Origin of the sequence: Streptomyces sp. AC550_RSS872, assembly GCF_019049285.1 — a bacterium.
In the GTDB taxonomy this organism is placed as follows: domain Bacteria; phylum Actinomycetota; class Actinomycetes; order Streptomycetales; family Streptomycetaceae; genus Streptomyces.
Genome location: NZ_JAGMUL010000032.1, coordinates 87,860 through 109,977 on the forward strand (window position 1 = coordinate 87,860; position 22,118 = coordinate 109,977).

A 22,118-nucleotide genomic window follows, 5' to 3' on the forward strand; every position below is an offset into this window, starting at 1 on the left:
GGCTGTCAGGCGACGCGGTACCGCTCGTCGCGGGCGTCGGTGAGGAACATCTGGCCCGGCGCGTGGGTGATGGCGAACGGCGGCCGCGAGGCCATCACGGCGGCCTGCGGGGTCACTCCGCACGCCCAGAACATCGGGATGTCGTCCGGCCCGGCGTCCACCGGATCGCCGAAGTCGGGGCGGCCCAGGTCGGCGATGCCCAGGGCGGCCGGATCACCGCAGTGCACGGGGCTGCCGTGCACCGCCGGGAGGAGGCCGGTCTCCCTCAGCGCCGCCGCCACGTGGGCCGGCGGCACCGGGCGCATGGACACCACCAGCGGGCCGCGCAGTCGCCCCGCCGGACGGCACTGACGGCTGGTCACGTACATCGGCACGTTGCGGCCCTGCTCGACATGGCGGATCGGGACGCCCGCCGCGATCAGCGCCCACTCGAAGGTGAAGCTGCACCCGATCAGGAACGACACCAGATCACCGCGCCAGTGCGCGCGCACGTCCGTCGGCTCGTCGACCAACTCGCCGTCCCGCCACACCCGGTAGCGCGGCAGATCCGTGCGCAGGTCGGCGCCCTCGGCGAGGACGGTCGTCCACGAACCGGCGTCCGTGACGTCCAGGACCGGGCAGGGTTTGGGGTTGCGCTGGCAGAACAGCAGCATGTCGTACGCCCAGTCGGCGGGTACCGAGATCAGGTTGACCTGGGTGTGGCCCGCCGCGACCCCGGCCGTGGGGCCCGTGAGGCCCTTCCGGAAGCGGGTGCGTGCCGTTTTCGGGCTCCACGCGTGCGCGTGCTCCTCGACGAGAGCGACCGGGCGGTCGTCCGTGCGGTTCACGCCAGCTCCTTCCCACGCGTCTCCGGCAGCCCGAGCAGCGCCAGGGCGGCGATGCCGTAACCGATCGCCCCGAAGACCAGCGCGCCGCCCACGCCCCAGCTGTCGGCCAGGAAGCCGACCGTGGTGGGGAAGACGGCGCCGACCGCACGGCCGGTGTTGTACGTGAAGCCCTGTCCCGTACCGCGCACCGCCGTCGGGTACAGCTCGCTCAGGTAGGACCCGAAACCGCTGAAGATCGCCGACATGCAGAACCCGAGCGGGAAACCGAGCACCAGGAGCAGGGTGTTGGCGCCGTCCGGGATGTTCGCGTACGCGAGGATGCAGATGGCCGACAGCAGTGCGAACAGCCAGATGTTGCGGCGGCGGCCCAGCCGGTCGGTGAGGTAACCGCCGGTCAGGTATCCGATGAAGGCGCCCGAGATCAGGAACGTCAGATAGCCGCCCGTGCCGACGACCGACAGGTCGCGCTCGGTCTTCAGATACGTCGGCACCCAGGTGGCCAGGGTGTAGTAGCCGCCCTGGACACCGGTGGAGAGCAGCCCCGCGAAGACCGTCGTCCGCAGCAGGCCGGGCTTGAAGATGGCCGCGAACGAACCCTTCTGCGGGCTCTGTTCGCGTACGGCGACCGCTTCCGGCGCGTCGTGCACCCGGCGTCGCATCCAGATGACCAACAGGGCGGGCAGCGCACCGGTCCAGAACATCACGCGCCAGGCCAGGTCGTCGTCGACGAGCGAGAAGACCAGTGTGTACATGATCGCGGCCAGCGCCCAGCCGACGGCCCAGGAGCTCTGGATCGCGCCGAGGGTCCGGCCCCGGTGCCTGGCGCTCGCGTACTCGGCGACCAGGATCGCGCCGACCGCCCACTCACCGCCGAAGCCGAGGCCCTGGAGGGCGCGGAAGACCAGCAGAGTCTCGTAGTTGGGCGCGAAGCCGCAGGCGACGGTGAAGACGGCGTAGGTGACGACCGTGATCATCAGCGCCCTGACCCGGCCGATCCGGTCGGCCAGCACACCCGCGAGGGCGCCACCGATCGCCGAGACCACCAGCGTGACGGTGGTGAACAGACCGGTCTGGCCGCTGTCCAGGCCGAAGTACGCGGCGAGCGCGACCATGCTGAGCGGCAGCGTGAAGTAGTCGTACGAATCCAGGGCATAGCCGCCGAAAGCGCCCGCGAAGGCGCGCCGGCCGCGCGGCCCCAGGGCGCGCAGCCAGGCCAACGCGCCGTCGTCGGCGGCGCGTTCGTCAGCGGAGGAGTGGGCGTCGGGCAGCGCCTGCGGCGGAGGGGTCGTGCTCATGGGCACCTCGCAGAGAGGGACGGAGGGTGCGGGGCTGAGCTGAACGGTGAGCAGCAAGGTAGAGGATCGTTGAACGATCCTTCAATACCCCTGTTGTTTCGTTCTCGTGTCTGCGGTTGAATTCCGGGCATGGCAGAGCAGCTGGGCGGACTGGCCGACGACCGTGCCCTCCTGGGCCGCACGAGCACCGCGGAGCGGGTCTCGGACATCCTCAGGAGCCGTATCGCCGAAGGGTTCTTCCCACCCGGCACCCGGCTGTCGGAGGACAGCATCGGAGGGGCGCTCGGTGTGTCCCGCAACACACTGCGCGAGGCATTCCGGCTGCTCACCCATGAACGGCTGCTGGTGCACGAGCTGAACCGGGGCGTTTTCGTACGGGTCCTGACCGTGGAGGACGTCGAGGACATCTACCGGACGCGCCGGCTCGTCGAGTGCGCCGTCGTACGGGGCCTCGGCGAGCCGCCGCATGCCCTGGACGGCCTCGCCGATGCCGTCGACGAGGGGCAGCGGGCGGCGCGTGAAGGTGACTGGAAAGGGCTGGGTACCGCCAACATCCACTTCCACCGGGAGCTGGTCTCCCTCGCGGGGAGCGCCCGCACGGACGAGTTGATGCGCAGCGTCTTCGCGGAGCTGCGCCTGGCCTTTCATGTGGTGGACGATCCGCGGCGGCTGCACGAGCCGTACCTCGCGCGCAACCGGGAGATCCTGAGGGCCTTGGAGGCGGGGGACAGGAGCGAGGCCGAGAAGCTGCTCGCGGTCTATCTCGACGATTCGCTGGAGCGGGTGGTGGAGGTCTACCGGCGACGCGTGAGCGCCCCGTAGCCGCGGGACCTGCCACTGCGGCTCCCCCGGTGGAGCGCCGACGTTTGGGCCGATGTCAGACCCAGGACCTAGTCTGTGCACCGTGACTTCGCCTGCATCGACGGACCGTGTTCCGCCCCAGCTCAGCGCGGGGCCGCGCCCGGCTCCGGGCCCGGCCGCCGACGAGGGGCTGGCGCGGCGGCTGCGTGCGCTCGCGTGCACTGCGCCGCTGCACGACCTCGACACCCGCAAAGCCAACCTCGCCGGCGAGTACTCGGTGTACGGCATGGCCGAGGTGGCCCTCGCCGCCATCGACCTGGTCACACTGAACATGGACTTCGACACGGGCGCCGACCACGACGAGATCGTCGCCCGCCTCATCCCGCGCATCGCCGCCCAGGCCCCGCAGCGCCCCGTCGCCGAGCACGAGCGGGTGGCCCGCTGGGTCCTGGAGAACCTGATCAACGTCGGCAGCGTGGACCGCGGCTTCCGTGCCGTTTACGGCACGTTCGCGCCGGACGGCAGCTATGTCCGCCGTGACTACGACTTCAAGCTGATCGAGGAGGTGCCGGGGCCGGGCGGCACCGTCTACCTCCGCACGACCGACGAGGCGGTCAACGTCCTCGTCGGCGCCCTCGACACCGACGTCACCAGCGCCCAGATCGCCGCCGAGGTCAAGCTGGAGGTGCTGATCAACCGCGGCCGCCTCGCCGACGCGCAGCTGGCCGCCGAGCAGGCCCGGTACCGGACCGTGCAGTACTCGGAGACGCTCCGCAGGGCCCTGGACGCGACCCGCCGCAACGTCCGCGCGGTCGACTGGCTGAACGCGGTGCCGGACATGATCGCCGAGGCCCTCGACCACGTCGCCGACCGCTACCGCCACGAGAACGCGATCCTCACCAACATCCGCAAGGCCCGCGACGAGACCGAGGGCCCGGAGCAAAAGCGGCGCGCCGCCGAGCTGGTCGACATCGTGAAGGACTGCATCCGACGGCACACGCAGTTGCAGTCGCGGCTGCTGGAGGCCGGACCGCTCTTCCGCGCCGAACAGGACCGACAGGCCTTCGCGACGCCGATGACGACGTCGGGGATCGACCTCTACGGCCATCTCCTCGCCCCCGTCCTGCCGTTGCCCCTGGAGCAGTCCGTCCGGGTCACGGACGCCTTCTTCGCGCGCGGGACCGGGTTGCGCACGCCGGTGTCGGTGCGGGTCGGTGACCTCGTCGACATACTGCTGACGCCGCCCGTGGAGCGGGAGCACCTGGGCGCCGAGATGCCCGAGCCGGACCTCGTCGCGACGCCGGACGACAGCCGGTTCAGCGAGGAGCAGCTGGCCGCGGCGATGGATCTGCTGGACCTGCCGGCCGACGCGCCGCGCAGACTGTCCGGGCTGCTGGCCCAGGCGCGTCGACAGGACCCCGATCTGCCGTATCTCGTCGCGTTGCTGGCCGTTCACGCGGCCAGCCCGCCGGTCGGCACGGCCTATCGGCAGGGCGAGGAGAAGCTGCTGTTCGCCGTGGACGACGGGACAGAGCTGGACGATCCCGAGTTCGGCGGAGCCGACCTCATCGTCGGTACGGCCCTGCTGGACGCGGCCGGGATGGCGGCGGACAGGACGGAAGCGGCATGAGTGAGCAACAGCGCAGCAAGGAGCACCGACCGTGAGCGAGCACGTCGAATGGAGTGACGCGGAGGCCCCTGCCCCGTCGGCGACCGCCGCCGTCACCCCCGCCGACGCCGCCGACGCGGCCCGGCTGGTCGCCTTCGGCCTCCAGCCGAAGCTGCAACCCGCGCGGGACCAGGAGTACGCGGAACTGCTGCGGCGCTACCGCGAGGACCCGCCGTTCGCGCGGCTCGCGGACGCCGTGGCCGCCGGGCTCGGACTGGTCGTGCTGGAGGTGTCCCCGCGCGCGGGGATGGCCGTGACGGCCGCCGAGGACTCCGTGTTCGCCGTCCGCATGGGCGACTACGCGCGTCGTACCTCCGCCGACGGCAGCGACCGCTTCCTGCACGGCCTGGCCCATCTCGCCATCGCCGCGATGGCGTTCCCTCGGCCCGAGGACCTCGCCGACGACGGCTACATCGGGCGCGTCACGGTCAACGGCGTCGACGCCTTCGTACGGCAGGCCTGCCGGCGGCTGGAGGAGCGCGCCGACGAACAGGGTGAGAACACCGACCCGGCGACGGACGCGCCCGGTCTCGAGGCCGCCTGGCGGATCTGGGTGAGACGCAGCGCGACCGGCGCCACCAAGGACGCGCGCAGACTCGCCGGTTCCACCACCGGCATCGTCGGCAAGGCGGCCGCCTTCCTCACCGACTCCGGCTTCCTCCAGCGCACCGGCGACGACAACGGCGGCACGTACCGCACCACGGCCCGCTACCAACTCCAGGTGCGTGACATGGCGGGCAGCGCCGCCATGGCCGAACTGCTGGAGCTGGGCGTGGTCCCGGTCACCGACGGCACGCCGACGCTGCTGGCCGCCGAGGACACGGACGATCTGGAGCTGGTGGCCGACGCCGGGCTGCCGTTCCACTCCGCCTGAGTCCCCGGCTCCTGAATCCCCCCGCCCGAGTCCCTTCCACCTGAATCCCCGAACGTCCCTGATCCGCCCAAGACCTAGCCGAAGACTTACGAGAGTCCGCCATGTACGAGCTGTCCCGGGTCCGCCTCTACTCCATCGGGCCGGCCGGTGCGCGCTATGCCGACACCGTGCTGGACCTGCGCGGTGTGGGCGAGCCCGTGCCCGATCCCGCGCCCACGCAGGCGGAGTTCTTCGAGGAGGAGCCCGTAGGGCCGCCGCGCAGGCCCGCTCCCGCCGGGGTGCTCTTCCTGGAGAACGGCGGCGGCAAGTCGGTCCTGCTCAAGCTGATCTTCTCCGTGATGCTGCCGGGCCACCGCAACACCCTGGGCGGCGCCAGCTCCGGAGTGCTGCGCAAGTTCCTGCTCGCCGACGACTGCGGGCATGTCGCGCTGGAGTGGCAGCACACGCTCACCGGCGAGTGCGTCGTCGTCGGCAAGGCCAGCGAGTGGCGCGGACGCCAGGTCTCCAACGACCCGCGCAAGTTCGCCGAGGCCTGGTACTCCTTCCGGCCCGGACCCGGGCTGAGCCTGGACAACCTGCCCGTCGCCGAGTCCACTGCCGTACGGCCGCCCGTCGAGGGCCAGTCGGGCGCCCAGGGCCGACGCCGCACCATGAAGGGCTTCCGGGACGCCATCACCGAGGCGGGCAAGGCCTATCCGCATCTGGAGGTGCACTGGGAGGAGATCCACGACCGCTGGATCGAGCACCTCGGCGACCTCGGCCTCGACCCCGAACTCTTCCGCTACCAGCGGGAGATGAACGCCGACGAGGGTGAGGCCGCCGGCCTCTTCGCGGTCAAGAAGGACTCCGACTTCACCGACCTGCTGCTGCGGGCCGTCACGGACACCCGCGACACCGACGGCCTCGCCGACCTGGTCAGCGGCTTCGGCAACAAGCTGGGCCGGCGTGCCGAGCTGATCGCCGAACGGGACTTCACCGCCGGGTCCGTCGACCTGCTCGGGCGGATCGTCGAGGTCGCCGAGACCCGCTCACGCGCGCGTGACATCCACGCCGGTGCCGAGCGGCGGACCCGGACCCTGGCCCGGCGGCTGTCCGCGCGCGGAGTCCAGGAGCGCGTCCGGGCGGGCGACCTCGCCCAGCGGGTCACCGCCGCCGCGTACGCCGTCACCCACTCTGAGGCGGCGCGGGAGCGCAGCGCGCTGATCGCCGCCGAACTCGCCTACCGGCACGCCTCGTTGGCGCTCTCGGCGGCTGAGAAGACGGCGGCCGCACAGAAGCGCGAGCTCGCCGAGGCGCGCACGCTGCACTCCGCCTGGCAGGCAGCCGAGACCGCGCTGCGACACCGCGCCGCCGCCGACCGCGTCGCGCGCGTGGCCACCGCGATCCAGGAGGCCGAGCGGGACGCCGCCCCCGCGCTGGCCGCCCGTGCCAAGGCCGCCGTCGATCTCGTACGGGCCCTGCAAGCGGCCGCGCAGAGCGCCGAGGCACTCGCCAACGAGGAGGAGGAGCGGTCCGCCTCCCTCCAGGAGGTCAGCGACTCCGCGTACCGGGACTCCACCGCCGCCGCCACCGAGGCGCAGCGGGCCCGCAGCGAGGTCGGGCATCTGCGGCAGCGGCTGTCGGAGGTCGAGCAGGAGACCGCCGAGGCCGTGCGCGCGGGCTGGCTCGACGACAGCGCGCCCGACGCCGACCCGGCCCGCGCGGCCCTCGCGGCGAGCGACGCCGAGAAGACGGCCGTCGCCGCCTGGGACACCGCCCGCGAGGCATCCAGGCGAGCCGCGGAGCACGCGCGCGAAGCGGCATCAACCGAGTCCCGCGCGGAGCTGACGGCGGCCCGCGCGGCGGACGCGGCAACCGCTGCGGAGCGCGCCTACGATGCCGAGCGCCGTCTCGCCGAGGGGCTGGCGGCGGAGGAGCGGCTGGCCGAACTGATCGGTTTGACCGGTGAGTTCGGGGAGGCCGCCGAATCCGGTGTGCGACGCGGGGCCGTGCCCGCACCCCGCAGTCGTGACGACGGCAAGGGGAGCACGACCGCCCGCGACGGCGCGCAGGAGGCCGCCTCGGGTGCCGCCGGCGAAGGCGCCCTGACGCCGGAGGACCTGGACCGGTTCGCCGACGAGCTGCGGGAACTGCTCGACGACGCCGTCTCCGCCGCCGAACGGCAGCTCTTCGAGCTGCGTACGGCAGCCGCCGACGACTCCCGGATCCTGGGTGCGCTCGGCGACGGCGGGCTGCTGCCGCCCGGCCCGGACGTGCTGGCCACCGTGGAGTTCCTCGGCGAACAGGGCATCCCGGCCCTGCCCGGCTGGCGCTATCTCGCCCAGGCCGTCGACCCCGCCGACCACGCGCGCGTACTGGCGGCCCGGCCCGAACTGGTCGACGGCGTGATCATCACCGACCCCGACACGCACGCGCGTGCCCGTGAGGCGCTCGGCGACGCCGCGCTGCTGCCCCGGTCGGCCGTCGCGGTCGGAACGGCGGCAGCCCTGCTCGCCCCGACCCCGGCGCCCGATGCGCACAGCGGGGACGTCTTCCTCGTGCCGCCGAACCCCGCCATGCACGACGAGCATGCCGCCGACGAGGAGCGGCAGGCGCTGCGCGCGCGGGCGACCGAGCGGGACGAGGAGATCCGGACGCTCGCCGCCCGGCTCGGCAAGGACCGGGAACTGGCGGCGCGGCTCGCCTCCTGGCGGACCGGCTGCCCGGCCGGCCACCTGGTCGAGCTGGCGCAGACCGCCCGGGACACGCGCGCGTTCGCCGAGGAGTCCGAGGCCGAGTTGGCCGAGGCGCGGACCGTGCGGGCCGAGGCCGACGAAGCCGCCGCCGAGGCCGCCCAGGTTCGCGACGAGCGGCAGGAGGCCGCGCAAAAGGCCCGGCGCGCCGCCGACGCCCTGGCCGGGCTGGCCTTCCGGCTGCGCGAGCGGGCCGGCTGGCAGGTCAAGCTGCGTGAACTCGCCGACGAGGCCACCGAGTCCGAGGCCCGCGCCCAGGTGTGCCTGGAGCGTGCCCGGGCCGCCGACGAGGACCGCCGTGCCGCCCAGCGCGCTGCCGATGACGCGCGCCGCACCGCGCGTGCCCTGCGCGCCGAGCGCTCGGAGATCGCCGGCGCCCCCGACGACGTACCGGACACCGACGCGGACGCCGATGCCCCGAGGTCGTCCCTGCCCGCGCTGCGCGAGGCGTACCGGGCCGCCTCCCAGGTGTACGAGAAGGTCGGCGTAGGCGCGGATCTGCGGGCCGAGCAGGCCCGGGCCGAGAGCGACGAGAGCGCGGCCCGCGCGGAGCTGGACCGGCTGAGCAACAAGGTCCGTACCCGGGCCGAGCAGCTCCTTCAGTCGCCCGACGGCTCCGACGGTCCCTCCCGGCAAGCGGCCGCCACGCGCGCGGAGGAGCTCGTCCAGCTCCTGGAGACCCGTATGTCCAGCGCGAGCGAGCAGCTCGGGCGGCTGCGCGGCGAGGCCGAGCGGCACGCGCCCGAGGGCGGCGAGGCACATACCGAGCTGTCCGAGGAACTCCAGCCGCGCGACGCCGAGCACGCGCAGGCCCTGCTGCGCACCGCGACCGCCGAACTGGCCTCCCGCACCGAGGCGTTGACACAGGCCCGCGAGGCCCACGCCGAGCTCCTCGAAGAGCACCGCGCCGCCGAGGACGCGGCAGGCGGCTTCGACGAGATCGCCGCGATGCTGCGCGACCTGCTGCGCGAGCACACCTCGGACGAGGAACAGGAGACGCCCGAGCCGTACCCCGGCAACCCGGAGGAGGCCCGGCAGTCCGCCGCCGAGGCCCGCCGGTCGCTGCGCGGCTGCGCCGCCGACCTCTCCGCCGCCGAGGCCGCCGTGCGCGAGGCGAGCGATGTGCTCGTACGGCACGCCAACTCCACGCGCTACGAGCAGGTCCGCACCCCCGCCCGCCAGCAGATCCGTGAGCTGCCCGCATCGGCGCTGCCCGAGCACGCACAGAAGTGGGCGGACGCCTTCGCGCCCCGACTCCGTGTGCTCACCGACGAGTTGGCGCAACTGGAGCGCAACCGCGACTCGATCGTGGACCGGCTCAGGGGCCTGGTCGAGTCGGCGCTGACGACCCTGCGGTCCGCCCAGCGGCTGTCCCGGCTGCCCGAGGGCCTCGGCGAGTGGTCCGGGCAGGAGTTCCTGCGCATCCGCTTCGAGGAGCCCGACCAGGCCACCCTCACCGAACGGCTGGGCGAGGTCATCGACGAGGCGACCCGGGCCGCGGTGAAGAAGAACTCGGACCTGCGACGCGACGGCATGTCCCTGCTGCTGCGCGGCGTTGCCGCGGCACTTCAGCCGAAGGGCGTAGCCGTCGAGATCCTCAAGCCGGATGCCGTGCTGCGTGCCGAGCGCGTACCCGTCGGGCAGATGGGCGACGTGTTCTCGGGAGGTCAGCTGCTCACGGCGGCCATCGCCCTGTACTGCACGATGGCCGCGCTGCGTTCGAACGACCGGGGCCGGGACAAGCACCGGCACGCCGGGACCCTGTTCCTCGACAACCCGATCGGCCGTGCCAACGCCACCTACCTGCTGGAACTCCAGCGCGCCGTGTCGGACGCGCTCGGCGTCCAGCTCCTCTACACCACCGGCCTGTTCGACACGACCGCGCTTGCCGAGTTCCCGCTGGTCATCCGACTGCGCAACGACGCCGACCTCAGGGCGGGCCTGAAGTACATCAGCGTGGAGGAACACCTCCGCCCGGGACTGCCCCAGCAGCCCCAGGCGGGGGAGGCGGTGCACAGCGAGATCACGGCGACGCGCATGTACAAGCGGCCCGCGGCGACAGCCGGCTGATCAGACGTCCTCCTTCGACACGTCGACCTGGGCGGGCGTGGCCGTCGTCTCCAGGCTGTGTTCGGCGAGGACGCCCGTCCGATGCCGTTGGACGAACCAGTAGTAGGCGAAGCCGCCGCCCGCGATGACCGCTACGAACAGCACCGCGCCCCACCGCAGATACCAGTGGTACGGAGCCGTCGCGTTGTAGACCGAGGCGCGCGGCCAGATCAGGTTGAGGGTCATGCCCGCGCCCCACACCACGGCGACGATGTTGACCAACAGCCCCCACCGGCCCAGGGAGAACTTGCCGTCGCCGGCCGGCTGCCACTTGCCGCGCAGTCGCGCCACCAGCATCGGCGCGGTGACCCCGAGGTAGGCGAGGTAGATCATGATGATGCCGATGCTGGTGACGACGGTGAAGATCTGCGGCTGGCGGATGTTGACCACCAGGATGGCGAGCGCCAGGAGGCCGATGATCACGGTCGGCAGTATCGGTGTCTGGAAGCGCGGGCTGACCCGTGCCAGCCGTGAGGACGCCGGGAGGTTGTTGTCCCGGGCCATCGCGAACGCCAGCCGGATCGCCGCGGTGTGGACCGCCAGGGCGCACACGGTGACGGCGATCAGCACGCACCACAGCATCGCCTTGCCGGCCGTGGGGCCGAGCACGTTGAGCACGACGTACTGGAGGCCGTCCGTCGACAGTTTCTCGCCGTTCAGGCTGGAGACGCTCATCAGCGCGAGCAGCAGGATCAGGCCGCCGAGGACGAACGAGGCCACGATGGCGCGGATGATGGCACGTGGCGCGTTGCGCGACGGGTCCAGGCACTCCTCGCCGAGGGAGGAGGCCGTGTCGAAGCCGTACATGACGTACGCGGACGCCAGTGACGCCACGAGGAACGCGCCCAGATAGCCGGCGCCGTAGCCCGCGCCGGTGCCGTTCGTCTCCATGACCACCTGCGGGCCGCGGGTGATGTGGACGGCGAACAGGACGATCAATACGACGGGGACGGTCGACGTCGTATGACGTGCCCTTCCAGGGGCGGTTCGCTCGACCTGGTCCTGAGCCGGCGGTAGCGGCACGGTGGAACGGCAGCGGCCCTGGCCCTGGCTCTGGCCCGGGCGGCCAGGGGCCGACTTGCCGCACGCTGAGGGCGGCACCGCGCTGTGGCCGCCGGCTTCGCGCCGCTCGACCCTCAGGAGTGCGACAACTGCCCGGCCCCGCCCTGCCGCCGTATTCGTTTCTGTGCGCGCTCGGCCTGCCGCGCCTGGCGTCGAGCCCGCCGCCGCTCACGACGCAGGGCGCGCGCCGTGCTGCTCGGCGTCGAGACCACGCCGTTGCGCTGCTTCCACACCTGGCGCGTCACCCAGACGTCCAGGGCGCCCCAGGTGGCCACCACGGTGCTGACCACACTGCTGATCACCATCGGGAAGGCCAGCCATGATCCCGCCATGGTGCACAGGAAGGCCACCATCGCCTGGATCAGTGTGACCGCGATGATCAGCACCGCTCGCACGGCCGACGTCCGCACCGGATCCGGCATCCGGGGCCGTCGGGCGGGCTCCTCCACCCACAGTGGCCGGTGGGCCGACCAAGCTCGGCTCGCCCCGCTGCCGCTTGTCACGACTGTGCGCTCGTCCCTCGTGGCCTCGACACCGGAGCCGGCCGAGGTGTCACGCTCGTCCGCTGTCATCGCACTCGCGCCCACCGGGACGTCTCGGCCGCCCGTCGTCTCGCCTCCGTCCACCGGAATGTCGCGATCCAGCGCTTCGGGGCCGCGCCGCGCCGTCACTGGCGCCGTGGCGCCGTCCTCGGCCGCCTCGTGCCGCTCCGCCGTGCCCATCAACGTGTCACTCCCCACCGCCAGCAGACCGCTTGCCCGTGCCTGAAGACCCGGCTCCCCAGTGGCTGCCCGGCTTGCGCTGTTTTACGCCGCCCGGGGACGGGATGCGGCTCCTGTGGCTCCTTCCGCCCCCATTCCCGTACAGAAGGACGATCGAGACCTCCCGAAGATTCCCGAGAAGGATAAATTTCCGGCCAACTGGCCCCGCAGACCGGCCGGATCCCTCCCCGCGGCCGCCGGGGGATCACGGGAGGCAATCTCCCGCAATGCCCGGACAACTCGCCATGTCTCGTCGGCAGTGCGGAAGTTCAGCTTCCGGATGTATCTTCGAGTTACTTGTGCGTCGGTAGTAGGCTCGCGCCAATTGTTGACGCACAGGTGTGCCCCCTGCCCGGTTGGGGGGTTTGAGCTGGGGGAGGCCATGCGCTTTCGCGGGAAGTCGATCCGCCGGAAGATGGTGGCGCTGCTTCTCGTGCCGCTGGTGTCCCTGACCGCCATCTGGGGTTTCGCCACGGTACTCACAGGGCGAGGTGTGGCCCAGCTGTTCACGGTCTCGTCCCTCGTCGAGAAGATCGGCTACTCCACCGAGGACGCCGTCCGCGTCCTACAGCAGGAACGCCGCCAGGCACTGGTCTATCTCGCCGATCGCCGGGCCTCGGACGCCCTGACCGCACTGCGGGCCACCCGGAACGCCACCGACGCCGCCGTCGCCGAGATCCGCAAGAACGCCAAGGACCCTGACGTCCGCGACGGGTTGGACCAAGGAGACAGCGAGCGCCTGACCGCCGTCCTTGACGCCTTCGAGGGCATCAGCCCCCTGCGCCGCAGTGTCGAGGACGCAACGGTCACCCGCACCAAGGCCCTCGACCTCTACAACCGGCTCGTAGACCCCTGTTACGCCCTGCTGGGCTCCCTCGACGGGATCGACAGCGTCGCGATGGACAAGCAGGCCCGCGCTCTTCTCAACGTCGCCCGAGCCCGTGAACTGCTCTCCCGCGAGGACGCGTTGCTCAGCTCCGCCCTCGTGGTCGGAAAGCTCTCGCGCGAGGAGATACAGGACGTCTCCGATCTCGTCGCCCAGCGCACGCTGATGTACGAGCTCAGCCTGATGGACCTGCCCTCGTCGGAACGTGAACGCTACGAGCGGTTCTGGCGGAACGCCTCCACGGCGCCACTGCACGACGCCGAACAGGCCGTCATCGCCACCCAGCCCGGCAGGCCCAGCACCGTCGACGCCAAGACCTGGGACACCGCCGCCGCGGGCGTCCTCGACGAGCTCAGCCAAATGAACGACGAGGCGGGCACGCGTTATCAGGACCGTGTCAGCCCCGTCGCGATGGGCGTCATCATCAAGGCGGCCGTCGCGGGCGTCCTCGGTCTGCTCGCCCTGCTGTTCTCGCTCGTCCTGTCCGTGCGCATCGGCCGCGCTCTGATTCGCGATCTGCGCCAGCTGCGCCTGGAGGCCCACGAGGCATCCGGCGTACGGCTGCCCAGCGTGATGCGCCGCCTCTCCGCCGGAGAACAGGTCGACGTGGAGACCGAGGTACCGCGCCTGGAGTACGACAAGAACGAGATCGGCGAGGTCGGCCAGGCCCTCAACACCCTCCAGCGAGCCGCCGTCGAGGCCGCTGTCAAGCAGGCCGAACTGCGCGCCGGCGTCTCCGAGGTCTTCGTCAACCTCGCCCGCCGCAGCCAGGTCCTCCTCCACAAGCAGCTCACGCTCCTCGACACCATGGAACGCCGGACCGAGGACACCGACGAACTCGCCGACCTGTTCCGCCTGGACCACCTGACCACCCGTATGCGCCGGCACGCCGAGGGCCTGGTGATCCTCTCCGGCGCCGCCCCCTCACGGCAGTGGCGCAAACCCGTGCAGCTCATGGACGTCGTGCGTGCCGCCGTGGCCGAGGTCGAGGACTACGAGCGCATCGAGGTCCGCCGTCTGCCGCGCGTCGCCGTCACCGGCCCGGCCGTCGCGGACATCACCCACCTCGTGGCCGAACTCCTGGAGAACGCCACGGTGTTCTCCCCGCCGCACACCGCCGTCCAGGTGCTGGGCGAGCGGGTCGCCAACGGCTTCACCCTGGAGATCCACGACCGCGGCCTGGGCATGGCGGCCGACGTTCTCCTGGACGCCAACCTCCGGCTCGCCGAGACACCCGAATTCGAACTGTCCGACACCGACCGGCTCGGCCTGTTCGTGGTCAGCCGCCTCGCCCAGCGGCAGAACGTCCGGGTCTCGCTGCAGCCGTCGCCGTACGGCGGGACCACCGCCGTCGTCTTCATCCCCGACGCACTCCTCACGGACGACGTCCCCGACACCAACGGCATCGGATTCCGCCTCGACCGTCCCACGCCCTCCAAGGAGGCCGAGCTGGAGGAGGCGCGCCGGGCCGCCCTGTCCCATGTGCCCGCCCGTGTGCCCGGCCTGCCCGCCTCGCTCCTCGACGGCCCGGTCGAGCTGGAAGCCCCCGTCGATCTCGACGCCATCAGCGACTTCCCGGACGGGCTCGACGACGAGGAAACCGAGCGCGGCGGCCTCTTCCGCCCGCGTCGCACCCTCGCCGCCACGGAGGACGAGACGACAGGCCCCCTCGGCGAACAGCGCCCGGTCTCCGGCATCCATGGCGGACCGGGGCCTGCCGACCCGGACGACGAGGTGAGCGCCCCGGTCCCGCTGCCCCGCCGCAGCCGGACACCCAAGCTGGTCAGCTCGCACGGACGTCCGGTGACCGAGCAGCGCTCCCGGCGGGAGAAACCGGACCCGGAGCCTTCGCCGGGCCCGAGCCGTCCGGAGCCGAACGGCCTCGCTCCCTTGCCGACCCGCCGCCGCGGTACCGGACACCACGGCGAAGGAGCCGACGCGCCCGACCGGATCAGCGACCGCGGCGACGCCTCGCTCTCCACCGGGCACGGCCATGGTGAGCCGCCGGAACCCCCGGCTCTCCCGAGACGCACACGGCGTCCCGCCATCGCGTCGAGCGGTCCCGACGACCCCGCCCCGAACCGGGCCGCAGCGCAACCGCAGACCGGCTCCGGCGTTGGACCGCTGCCCCGGCGCGTGCGACAGGCCAGCCTCGCTCCGCAGCTCAAGCAAGGCCCCGCACAGCGCGGCGAGGACCGTGCGGAGCTCGCCGAGCGGGACGCGGACGAGGTCCGCAGCCGTATGGCCTCCCTCCAACGCGGCTGGCAGCGCGGCCGCCAGGAGAACGCCGAGGGCGATGACGCCCACACCGGCACAGCACCACAACGAACGACTAAGGGGGACGGTCGATGACCGCACCGAAGGCGACCGGCCACGCCGCGACCAACCAGTCCGGCGAGCTCAACTGGCTCCTCGACGATCTGGTGGACCGCGTCGCCAGCATTCGCAAGGCCCTCGTGCTCTCCGGCGACGGCCTGCCGACGGGTGTGTCCAAGGACCTGACCCGCGAGGACAGCGAGCACCTGGCCGCCGTCGCGTCCGGCTTCCACAGCCTCGCCAAGGGCGTGGGCCGGCACTTCGAGGCGGGCAACGTCCGGCAGACCGTCGTCGAGCTCGACGACGCGTTCCTGTTCGTGACGGCCGCCGGCGACGGCAGCTGCCTCGCGGTGCTCTCGGACGCCGACTCCGACGTCGGTCTGGTCGCCTACGAGATGACGCTGCTCGTCAAGCGTGTCGGGGTACACCTGGGCACCGCTCCGCGCACCGATCTGCCCGCGGGCGGGTAGTGGGATGGCATGAGCGCTGAGGGTCAGGGAAGAAGCCACTGGTTCGACGACGAGGCCGGACCAGTCGTTCGTCCGTACGCCATGACGCGGGGCCGCACCACCAGTGCGGCCCAGCACCGCCTCGACCTGATCGCGGTGGTCGTCGCGGAACCGCACGCGGACGACCCGGAAGCGGACTCGACGCTGTCCCCGGAACACGTGGACATCGTCGGACTGTGCCGTCACGCCCCGCAGTCCGTCGCCGAACTCTCCGCCGAGCTCGATCTCCCCATCGGAGTCGTACGGGTTCTCATCGGGGATCTCGTGGACGCGGAATTCGTCCATGTGAACCGGCCAGTACCGCCTGCGGAGCTGGTGGACGAGAGTATTCTGCGCGACGTGATCAACGGCCTGCGGGCGCTGTGAGCGGCGCGGAAGCGGGGTAGTGACGTGACAGGCTGGCAGTTCTGGGTCGACCGAGGCGGCACCTTCACGGACATCGTCGCGCGCCGCCCGGACGGCCGGCTGCTGACGCACAAGCTCCTCTCGGAGAATCCGGCTCGCTACTCCGACGCGGCCGTCGCAGGCGTACGCGAACTGCTCGACGGTTCCCAGGACCCCGTCGAGGCGGTCCGTATGGGCACGACGGTCGCCACGAACGCCCTCCTCGAGCGCAAGGGCGAGCGGACCCTCCTCGTCATCACCCGGGGCTTCCGCGACGCCCTGCGCATCGCCTACCAGAACCGCCCGCGCATCTTCGCCCGCCGTATCGAACTGCCCGAGCTGCTCTACGAACGGGTCGTAGAGATCGACGAGCGCATCGCCGCCGACGGCACCGTAGTGCGCGCGCTCGACCTGGACGCCCTCGAAGGCCGACTCCAAGAGGCGTACGACGACGGGATCCGCGCCGTCGCCGTGGTCTGCATGCACAGCCACCTCCACCCCGCCCACGAACAGGCCGTCGGGCAGCTCTCCGCCCGTATCGGCTTCCCGCAGATCTCGCTGTCCAGCGAGGTCAGCCCCCTGATGAAGATCGTCCCGCGCGGGGACACCGCCGTCGTCGACGCCTACCTCTCGCCCGTGCTGCGCCGCTACGTCCAGCGCGTCGCCGACGAGCTCGAAGGCGTACGGCTGATGTTCATGCAGTCCAACGGCGGTCTCGCCGAAGCCGGGCAGTTCCGCGGCAAGGACGCGATCCTCTCCGGCCCCGCCGGAGGCATCGTCGGCATGGCGCGTATGTCGCAGCTCGCCGGCTTCGACCGAGTCATCGGCTTCGACATGGGCGGCACCTCCACCGACGTCTCGCACTTCGCCGGCGAGTACGAACGCGTCTTCACCACCCAGATCGCCGGGGTCAGGCTGCGCGCCCCCATGCTGGACATCCACACCGTCGCAGCGGGCGGCGGCTCGGTCCTCCACTTCGACGGGTCCCGCTACCGCGTAGGGCCGGACTCGGCGGGCGCGGACCCGGGGCCCGCCTGCTACCGGGGCGGCGGCCCGCTCGCGGTCACCGACGCAAACGTGATGCTCGGCCGCATTCAACCCGCCCACTTCCCCAAGGTGTTCGGCCCCGAAGGCGATCAGTCGCTCGACGCGGCCCTCGTCCGCGACCGCTTCAGCGCCCTCGCCCACGACATCCGGGAGCAGACCGGCGACGACCGCACGCCCGAGCAGGTCGCCGAGGGCTACCTTCAGATCGCGGTCGCCAACATCGCCAACGCCGTCAAGCGGATCTCCGTACAGAAGGGCCACGACGTCACCCGCTACGCCCTCACCACCTTCGGTGGAGCGGGTGGCCAGCACGCGTGCATGGTCGCCGACTCCCTCGGCATCCGCACCGTCCTGGTGCCGCCCATGGCCGGCGTTCTCTCCGCGCTCGGTATCGGCCTCGCCGACACCACGGCCATGCGCGAACAGTCCGTCGAGGCACCCCTGGAGGCCGCCTCGATGTCCGGCGTCCACAAGACGGCGGACGACCTGGAATCCGCTGCCCGTACCGAACTCCTCGACGAGGACGTCCCCGAGGACCGCATCAAGGCCACCCGCCGCGCCCAACTCCGCTACGACGGCACCGACACCACCCTCACCGTCGAGCTCACCGAGCCCGACACGATGAGGCGCGCCTTCGAAGATCGTCATCGCGCCACGTACTCCTTCACGCTCGACCGCCCGATCGTCGTCGAAGCCCTCTCCGTCGAAGCCACCGGCATCACCGAACCCCCCGATCTCTCCGTCCTCGCCCCCTACGAAGCCACCCCTGAAGGCAGCCCGGCCGCACCGGAAACCGTCCGCCTCCACACGGGCGGCACGTGGCGCGACGTGCCCCTCCACCGCCGGGAGGACCTGCCCCCCGGCGAGACTGTCACCGGCCCGGCGATCATCACCGAGGCCAGCTCGACGACCGTCGTCGACGACGGCTGGCAAGCCGCGACGACCGAAGACGGGCATCTGGTCATGGAACGCGTGGCGATTACGGAGAGTTCCGATCTCGACACGAAAGCCGATCCGGTTCTTCTCGAGGTCTTCAACAACCTCTTCATGTCCATCGCCGAACAGATGGGCGCCCGCCTCGAATCAACGGCCCAGTCCGTCAACATCAAGGAACGCCTGGACTTCTCCTGCGCGCTCTTCGACCCGGACGGAAACCTGGTGGCCAACGCCCCGCACATCCCCGTCCACCTGGGCTCGATGGGGACCAGCGTGAAGGAGGTCATCCGGCGTCGCGGTTCCGGGATGCGTCCAGGCGACACTTACGCCGTCAACGACCCGTACCACGGCGGCACCCACCTCCCCGACGTCACCGTGATCACTCCGGTCTTCGACACGAACAGCGCGACGAACACGGAGCGTGAGCCGGAGATCCTCTTCTACGTCGCCTCGCGCGGCCACCACGCGGAGATCGGCGGCATCGCCCCCGGCTCCATGCCCGCGAACAGCCGCACCATCGAGGAGGAGGGCATCCTCTTCGACAACTGGCTGCTCGCCGAGAACGGTCGTTTCCGCGAGCGCGAGACTCTCCGCCTGCTCACCGACGCGCCCTACCCGTCCCGCAACCCCAAGACCAACCTCGCGGACCTGCGCGCCCAGATCGCGGCCAACCAGAAGGGCGTCGACGAAGTCGCCCGCATGATCGACAACTTCGGCCTCGCCGTCGTCCAGGCGTACATGAAGCACGTCCAGGACAACGCTGAGGAAGCGGTACGCCGGGTCATCGACGCCCTGGACGACGGCGAGTACGGCTACGAGACCGACTCCGGCGCGTTCATCCGGGTACGCGTGCGCGTGGACCGCGAGAACCGCTCCGCCACCGTCGACTTCACCGGCACGTCCCCGCAACTGGCCACGAACTTCAACGCCCCCTTCTCGGTCGTCAACGCCGCCGTCCTGTATGTCTTCCGCACCCTTGTCGCCGACGACATCCCGCTCAACGACGGCTGCCTGCGCCCCCTCGACATCATCGTGCCGTCCGGTTCCATGCTCGCCCCCGAACCCCCGGCAGCGGTCGTCGCGGGCAACGTGGAGACCTCCCAGGCCATCACCGGCGCCCTTTACGCCGCACTGGGCGTCCAGGCCGAGGGCTCCGGCACCATGAACAACGTCACCTTCGGCAACGAACGCCACCAGTACTACGAGACCGTGGCCTCCGGATCCGGCGCGGGCAACGGGTTCCCCGGCGCGCCCGTCGTCCAGACCCACATGACCAACTCGCGGCTCACCGATCCTGAAGTGCTGGAGTGGCGACTGCCCGTAGAACTCGACGAGTTCGCCGTTCGACGCGGCAGCGGCGGGGCCGGCCAGTGGCGCGGCGGGGACGGCGCCGTGCGCCGCATCCGGTTCCACGAGCCCATGACCGTCTCGACGCTGTCCCAGCACCGCCGGGTCCCGCCGTACGGAATGGCGGGCGGCGAACCCGGCGCGCTGGGAGCCAACCGCGTGGAGCACGCCGACGGAACGGTCACCGCACTCGGCGGAAGCGACTCCGCGGACGTCGGACCCGGCGACGTACTCGTCATCGAAACCCCTGGCGGCGGTGGCTACGGCCGGCCGTCGCGCGACCCCCATCAAGCAGGAGAAGAGATCGATGATCTTCGGGCGTTCTGAGCGCGGGAAGCCTCCGGTCGAGCCCGTCACGCTCAAGATCCTGGTGGCCGGCGGCTTCGGTGTGGGCAAGACCACCCTCGTCGGCGCGGTCAGCGAGATCAGGCCGCTGCGTACCGAGGAACTGCTCACCGAGGCCGGCCGCCCGGTCGACGACACGAGCGGTGTCGAGGGCAAGCGCACCACCACCGTTGCCATGGACTTCGGCCGCATCACCCTGCGCGAGGACCTGGTGCTGTACCTCTTCGGCACGCCAGGCCAGGAGCGGTTCTGGTTCATGTGGGACGAGCTGTCCGAAGGCGCGCTCGGGGCCGTCGTGCTCGCCGACACCCGCCGCCTCGAGGACTGCTTCGCGGCCGTCGACTACTTCGAGCGGCGCTCCATACCCTTCCTCGTCGGCGTCAACTGCTTCGAGGGGGCGGACCGTTACCCGGCGGAGGACATCCGGCAGGCCCTGGACCTCGACAGCGACGTACCGCTGCTGCTGTGCGACGCCCGCGACAGGGAGTCCGTGAAGGAGATCCTCATCGGTGTCGTCCAGCACGCGATGGCCTTCCAGGCGGACCGCCGCGAGACCGTGGCCACCTGACGCCGGGAGACTGGCACGGCCCGTACCCCCGCCGACCGGGGTACGAGCCGTGGTTCATGGGCACACGCGCGTGGCTCTCACGCGGGACGCACGCACGCGTGGACCGTTCTTCGGCTTCAGCCGTCCCGTCAGCTCTCGCCGTCCTCCTGCCAGCCGAAGCTCTTCTCCACCGCCTTGCGCCAGTTGTGGTACTCGCGGTCCCGTACATCGGCGGTCATGGCGGGCGTCCACTCCGCGTCCTTCGCCCAGTGCGCCTTGAGCTCGTCCAGGTCGTTCCACACCCCGGTGGCCAGCCCTGCCGCGTACGCGGCACCCAGGCAGGTCGTCTCGGAGACCTTGGGCCGGATCACCGGCACGTCGAGCACATCCGCCTGGTGCTGCATGAGCAGGTTGTTCTTCGTCATGCCGCCGTCGACCTTCAGGGTCGTGATCTGCACACCGGAGTCCTGGTACATGGCGTCCACGACCTCGCGCGTCTGCCAGCTCGTCGCCTCCAGGACCGCGCGGGCGAGGTGCGCCTTGGTGACGTACCGCGTCAGTCCCGTGATCACCCCGCGCGCGTCGGAGCGCCAGTACGGTGCGAACAGGCCGGAGAAGGCGGGCACGATGTACGCGCCGCCGTTGTCCTCGACGCTCGCCGCCAGGGACTCGATCTCGTCGGCGGTGCGGATGATGCCGAGCTGGTCGCGGAACCACTGGACCAGCGCACCCGTTATGGCTATGGACCCCTCCAGGCAGTACACCGGCGCCTCACTGCCGATCTTGTAGCCCATGGTCGTCAGCAGGCCGCTCTTCGACGGCACCGGCCGGTTACCGGTGTTGAGCAGCAGGAAGCTGCCCGTGCCGTACGTGTTCTTCGCCGTGCCCACGTCGCGTAGCAGGCCTGCCCGAACACGGCGGCCTGCTGGTCGCCCAGGGCCGAGGCGACCGGCACCCCGGCCAGCTGCCCGACGGCGGTCCCGTACACCTCGGCGGAGGACTTGATCTCCGGAAGCACGGCCTCCGGCACGCTCATGGCGGAGAGGATCGAGGAGTCCCACTGGAGGGTCTCCAGATTCATCAGCATGGTGCGTCCGGCGTTCGTCACGTCGGTGACGTGGTGTCCGCCGTCCGTGCCGCCGGTGAGGTTCCAGATCAGCCAGGAGTCGATGGTGCCGAAGGCGATCTCGCCGCGCTCGGCACGGGCCCTGAGACCGGGCACGTTGTCCAGCAGCCAGGCCGCCTTGGGGCCGGAGAAGTAGCTCGCCAACGGCAGGCCGGTCTGCTCGCGGAAACGGTCCTGCCCGTGCGAGCCGCCGAGCTGGTTGCACAACGCCGCCGTACGGGTGTCCTGCCACACGATCGCGTTGTGCACCGGCTTGCCGGTGGCACGGTCCCAAAGAACCGTCGTCTCACGCTGGTTGGTGATGCCGAGCGCGCTGAGTTGGTCGGCACGCAGCCCGGCCTTGGCGATCGCACCGGCGACCACGGCCTGCACCTTGGACCAGATCTCGGTGGCGTCGTGTTCCACCCAGCCGGGCTTGGGGAAGATCTGGCGGTGCTCGCGCTGGTCGACGGCCACGATGGCGCCGTCCTGGTTGAAGATGATGCAGCGGCTCGAGGTCGTGCCCTGGTCGATGGCGGCGACGAACTTGTCCGTCATGGCGTCCC

12 protein-coding genes and 2 pseudogenes are annotated in these 22,118 nt (G+C 71.3%); 9 read left to right on the forward strand and 5 right to left on the reverse strand.

The genetic code is table 11. The features are described 5' to 3' along the window. Window positions 1–5 precede the first annotated feature (5 nt). Together KUM44_RS16155 and KUM44_RS16160 are read right to left on the reverse strand one after the other, a co-directional pair. Complete coding sequence (locus KUM44_RS16155; protein ID WP_217208573.1) at window positions 6–827, reverse strand: putative hydro-lyase; 822 nt, start codon at window positions 825–827, stop codon at window positions 6–8. Beyond that, on the reverse strand, window positions 824–2,122 hold the full coding sequence (locus KUM44_RS16160; protein WP_217208574.1) for an MFS transporter: 1,299 nt from the start codon (window positions 2,120–2,122) through the stop codon (window positions 824–826). Before KUM44_RS16160 ends, KUM44_RS16155 begins: the two co-directional genes overlap by 4 nt. 129 nt (window positions 2,123–2,251) lie before the next feature. Between KUM44_RS16160 and KUM44_RS16165 the strand changes: the two genes are divergently transcribed. The 4 genes from KUM44_RS16165 (at window position 2,252) to KUM44_RS16180 (ending at window position 10,268) form a co-directional block, all read left to right on the forward strand. Continuing rightward, window positions 2,252–2,944, forward strand: a complete 693-nt coding sequence (locus KUM44_RS16165) for a GntR family transcriptional regulator (protein ID WP_217208575.1) — start codon at window positions 2,252–2,254, stop codon at window positions 2,942–2,944. A gap of 82 nt (window positions 2,945–3,026) precedes the next feature. After that, the gene (locus KUM44_RS16170; RefSeq protein ID WP_217208576.1) at window positions 3,027–4,553 is read left to right on the forward strand and encodes a hypothetical protein; all 1,527 of its coding nucleotides are present in this window, start codon (window positions 3,027–3,029) and stop codon (window positions 4,551–4,553) included. A gap of 31 nt (window positions 4,554–4,584) precedes the next feature. Then, window positions 4,585–5,466, forward strand: coding sequence for a hypothetical protein (locus tag KUM44_RS16175; protein WP_217208577.1), 882 nt, complete (start codon window positions 4,585–4,587; stop codon window positions 5,464–5,466). Window positions 5,467–5,567: 101 nt separating this feature from the next. After that, the gene (locus tag KUM44_RS16180; protein WP_217208578.1) at window positions 5,568–10,268 is read left to right on the forward strand and encodes a hypothetical protein; all 4,701 of its coding nucleotides are present in this window, start codon (window positions 5,568–5,570) and stop codon (window positions 10,266–10,268) included. On the opposite strand, the pseudogene KUM44_RS16185 reads toward KUM44_RS16180, so the two are convergent. Further along, window positions 10,269–11,252, reverse strand: a pseudogene (locus KUM44_RS16185) (amino acid permease); the annotation flags it as partial. A gap of 191 nt (window positions 11,253–11,443) precedes the next feature. Beyond that, window positions 11,444–12,091, reverse strand: a complete 648-nt coding sequence (locus tag KUM44_RS16190; protein ID WP_217208579.1) for a hypothetical protein — start codon at window positions 12,089–12,091, stop codon at window positions 11,444–11,446. 421 nt (window positions 12,092–12,512) lie between these two features. On the opposite strand from KUM44_RS16190, the gene KUM44_RS16195 reads away from it, so the two are divergent. Genes KUM44_RS16195 through KUM44_RS16215 form a run of 5 tightly spaced genes read left to right on the forward strand, consistent with a single transcriptional unit; the run spans window position 12,513 to window position 20,468 of the window. Further along, window positions 12,513–15,368, forward strand: coding sequence for a nitrate- and nitrite sensing domain-containing protein (locus KUM44_RS16195; protein WP_217208580.1), 2,856 nt, complete (start codon window positions 12,513–12,515; stop codon window positions 15,366–15,368). Next, complete coding sequence (locus KUM44_RS16200) at window positions 15,365–15,802, forward strand: roadblock/LC7 domain-containing protein (protein WP_217208581.1); 438 nt, start codon at window positions 15,365–15,367, stop codon at window positions 15,800–15,802. The genes KUM44_RS16195 and KUM44_RS16200 overlap by 4 nt, the downstream gene beginning before the upstream one ends. A 9-nt stretch (window positions 15,803–15,811) precedes the next feature. After that, window positions 15,812–16,207 carry a DUF742 domain-containing protein gene (locus KUM44_RS16205; RefSeq protein WP_217208582.1) on the forward strand — a complete coding sequence of 132 codons (396 nt, stop codon included), beginning with the start codon at window positions 15,812–15,814 and terminating at the stop codon, window positions 16,205–16,207. 24 nt (window positions 16,208–16,231) lie between these two features. Next, window positions 16,232–19,882, forward strand: coding sequence for a hydantoinase B/oxoprolinase family protein (locus KUM44_RS16210; protein ID WP_217208583.1), 3,651 nt, complete (start codon window positions 16,232–16,234; stop codon window positions 19,880–19,882). Next, a complete protein-coding gene (locus KUM44_RS16215) occupies window positions 19,863–20,468 on the forward strand; it encodes an ATP/GTP-binding protein (RefSeq protein ID WP_217208584.1) in 606 nt (201 codons plus the stop codon). Before KUM44_RS16210 ends, KUM44_RS16215 begins: the two co-directional genes overlap by 20 nt. Window positions 20,469–20,596: 128 nt before the next feature. Here the strand turns inward: KUM44_RS16215 and glpK are convergent. After that, window positions 20,597–22,110 (reverse strand): annotated as a pseudogene (gene glpK, locus KUM44_RS16220) (glycerol kinase GlpK). Between the last annotated feature and the right edge of the window lie 8 nt (window positions 22,111–22,118).

What these genes read in the sequence shown, in the direction of transcription:
- KUM44_RS16200 (WP_217208581.1), top strand. Translation starts at nt 15,365, where the DNA reads ATGACCGCACCGAAGGCGACCGGCCACGCCGCGACCAACCAGTCCGGC.
- KUM44_RS16205 (WP_217208582.1), top strand. Translation starts at nt 15,812, where the DNA reads ATGAGCGCTGAGGGTCAGGGAAGAAGCCACTGGTTCGACGACGAGGCC.
- KUM44_RS16215 (WP_217208584.1), top strand. Translation starts at nt 19,863, where the DNA reads ATGATCTTCGGGCGTTCTGAGCGCGGGAAGCCTCCGGTCGAGCCCGTC.
- KUM44_RS16180 (WP_217208578.1), top strand. Translation starts at nt 5,568, where the DNA reads ATGTACGAGCTGTCCCGGGTCCGCCTCTACTCCATCGGGCCGGCCGGT.
- KUM44_RS16190 (WP_217208579.1), bottom strand. Translation starts at nt 12,091, where the DNA reads ATGGGCACGGCGGAGCGGCACGAGGCGGCCGAGGACGGCGCCACGGCG.
- KUM44_RS16195 (WP_217208580.1), top strand. Translation starts at nt 12,513, where the DNA reads ATGCGCTTTCGCGGGAAGTCGATCCGCCGGAAGATGGTGGCGCTGCTT.
- KUM44_RS16165 (WP_217208575.1), top strand. Translation starts at nt 2,252, where the DNA reads ATGGCAGAGCAGCTGGGCGGACTGGCCGACGACCGTGCCCTCCTGGGC.
- KUM44_RS16160 (WP_217208574.1), bottom strand. Translation starts at nt 2,122, where the DNA reads ATGAGCACGACCCCTCCGCCGCAGGCGCTGCCCGACGCCCACTCCTCC.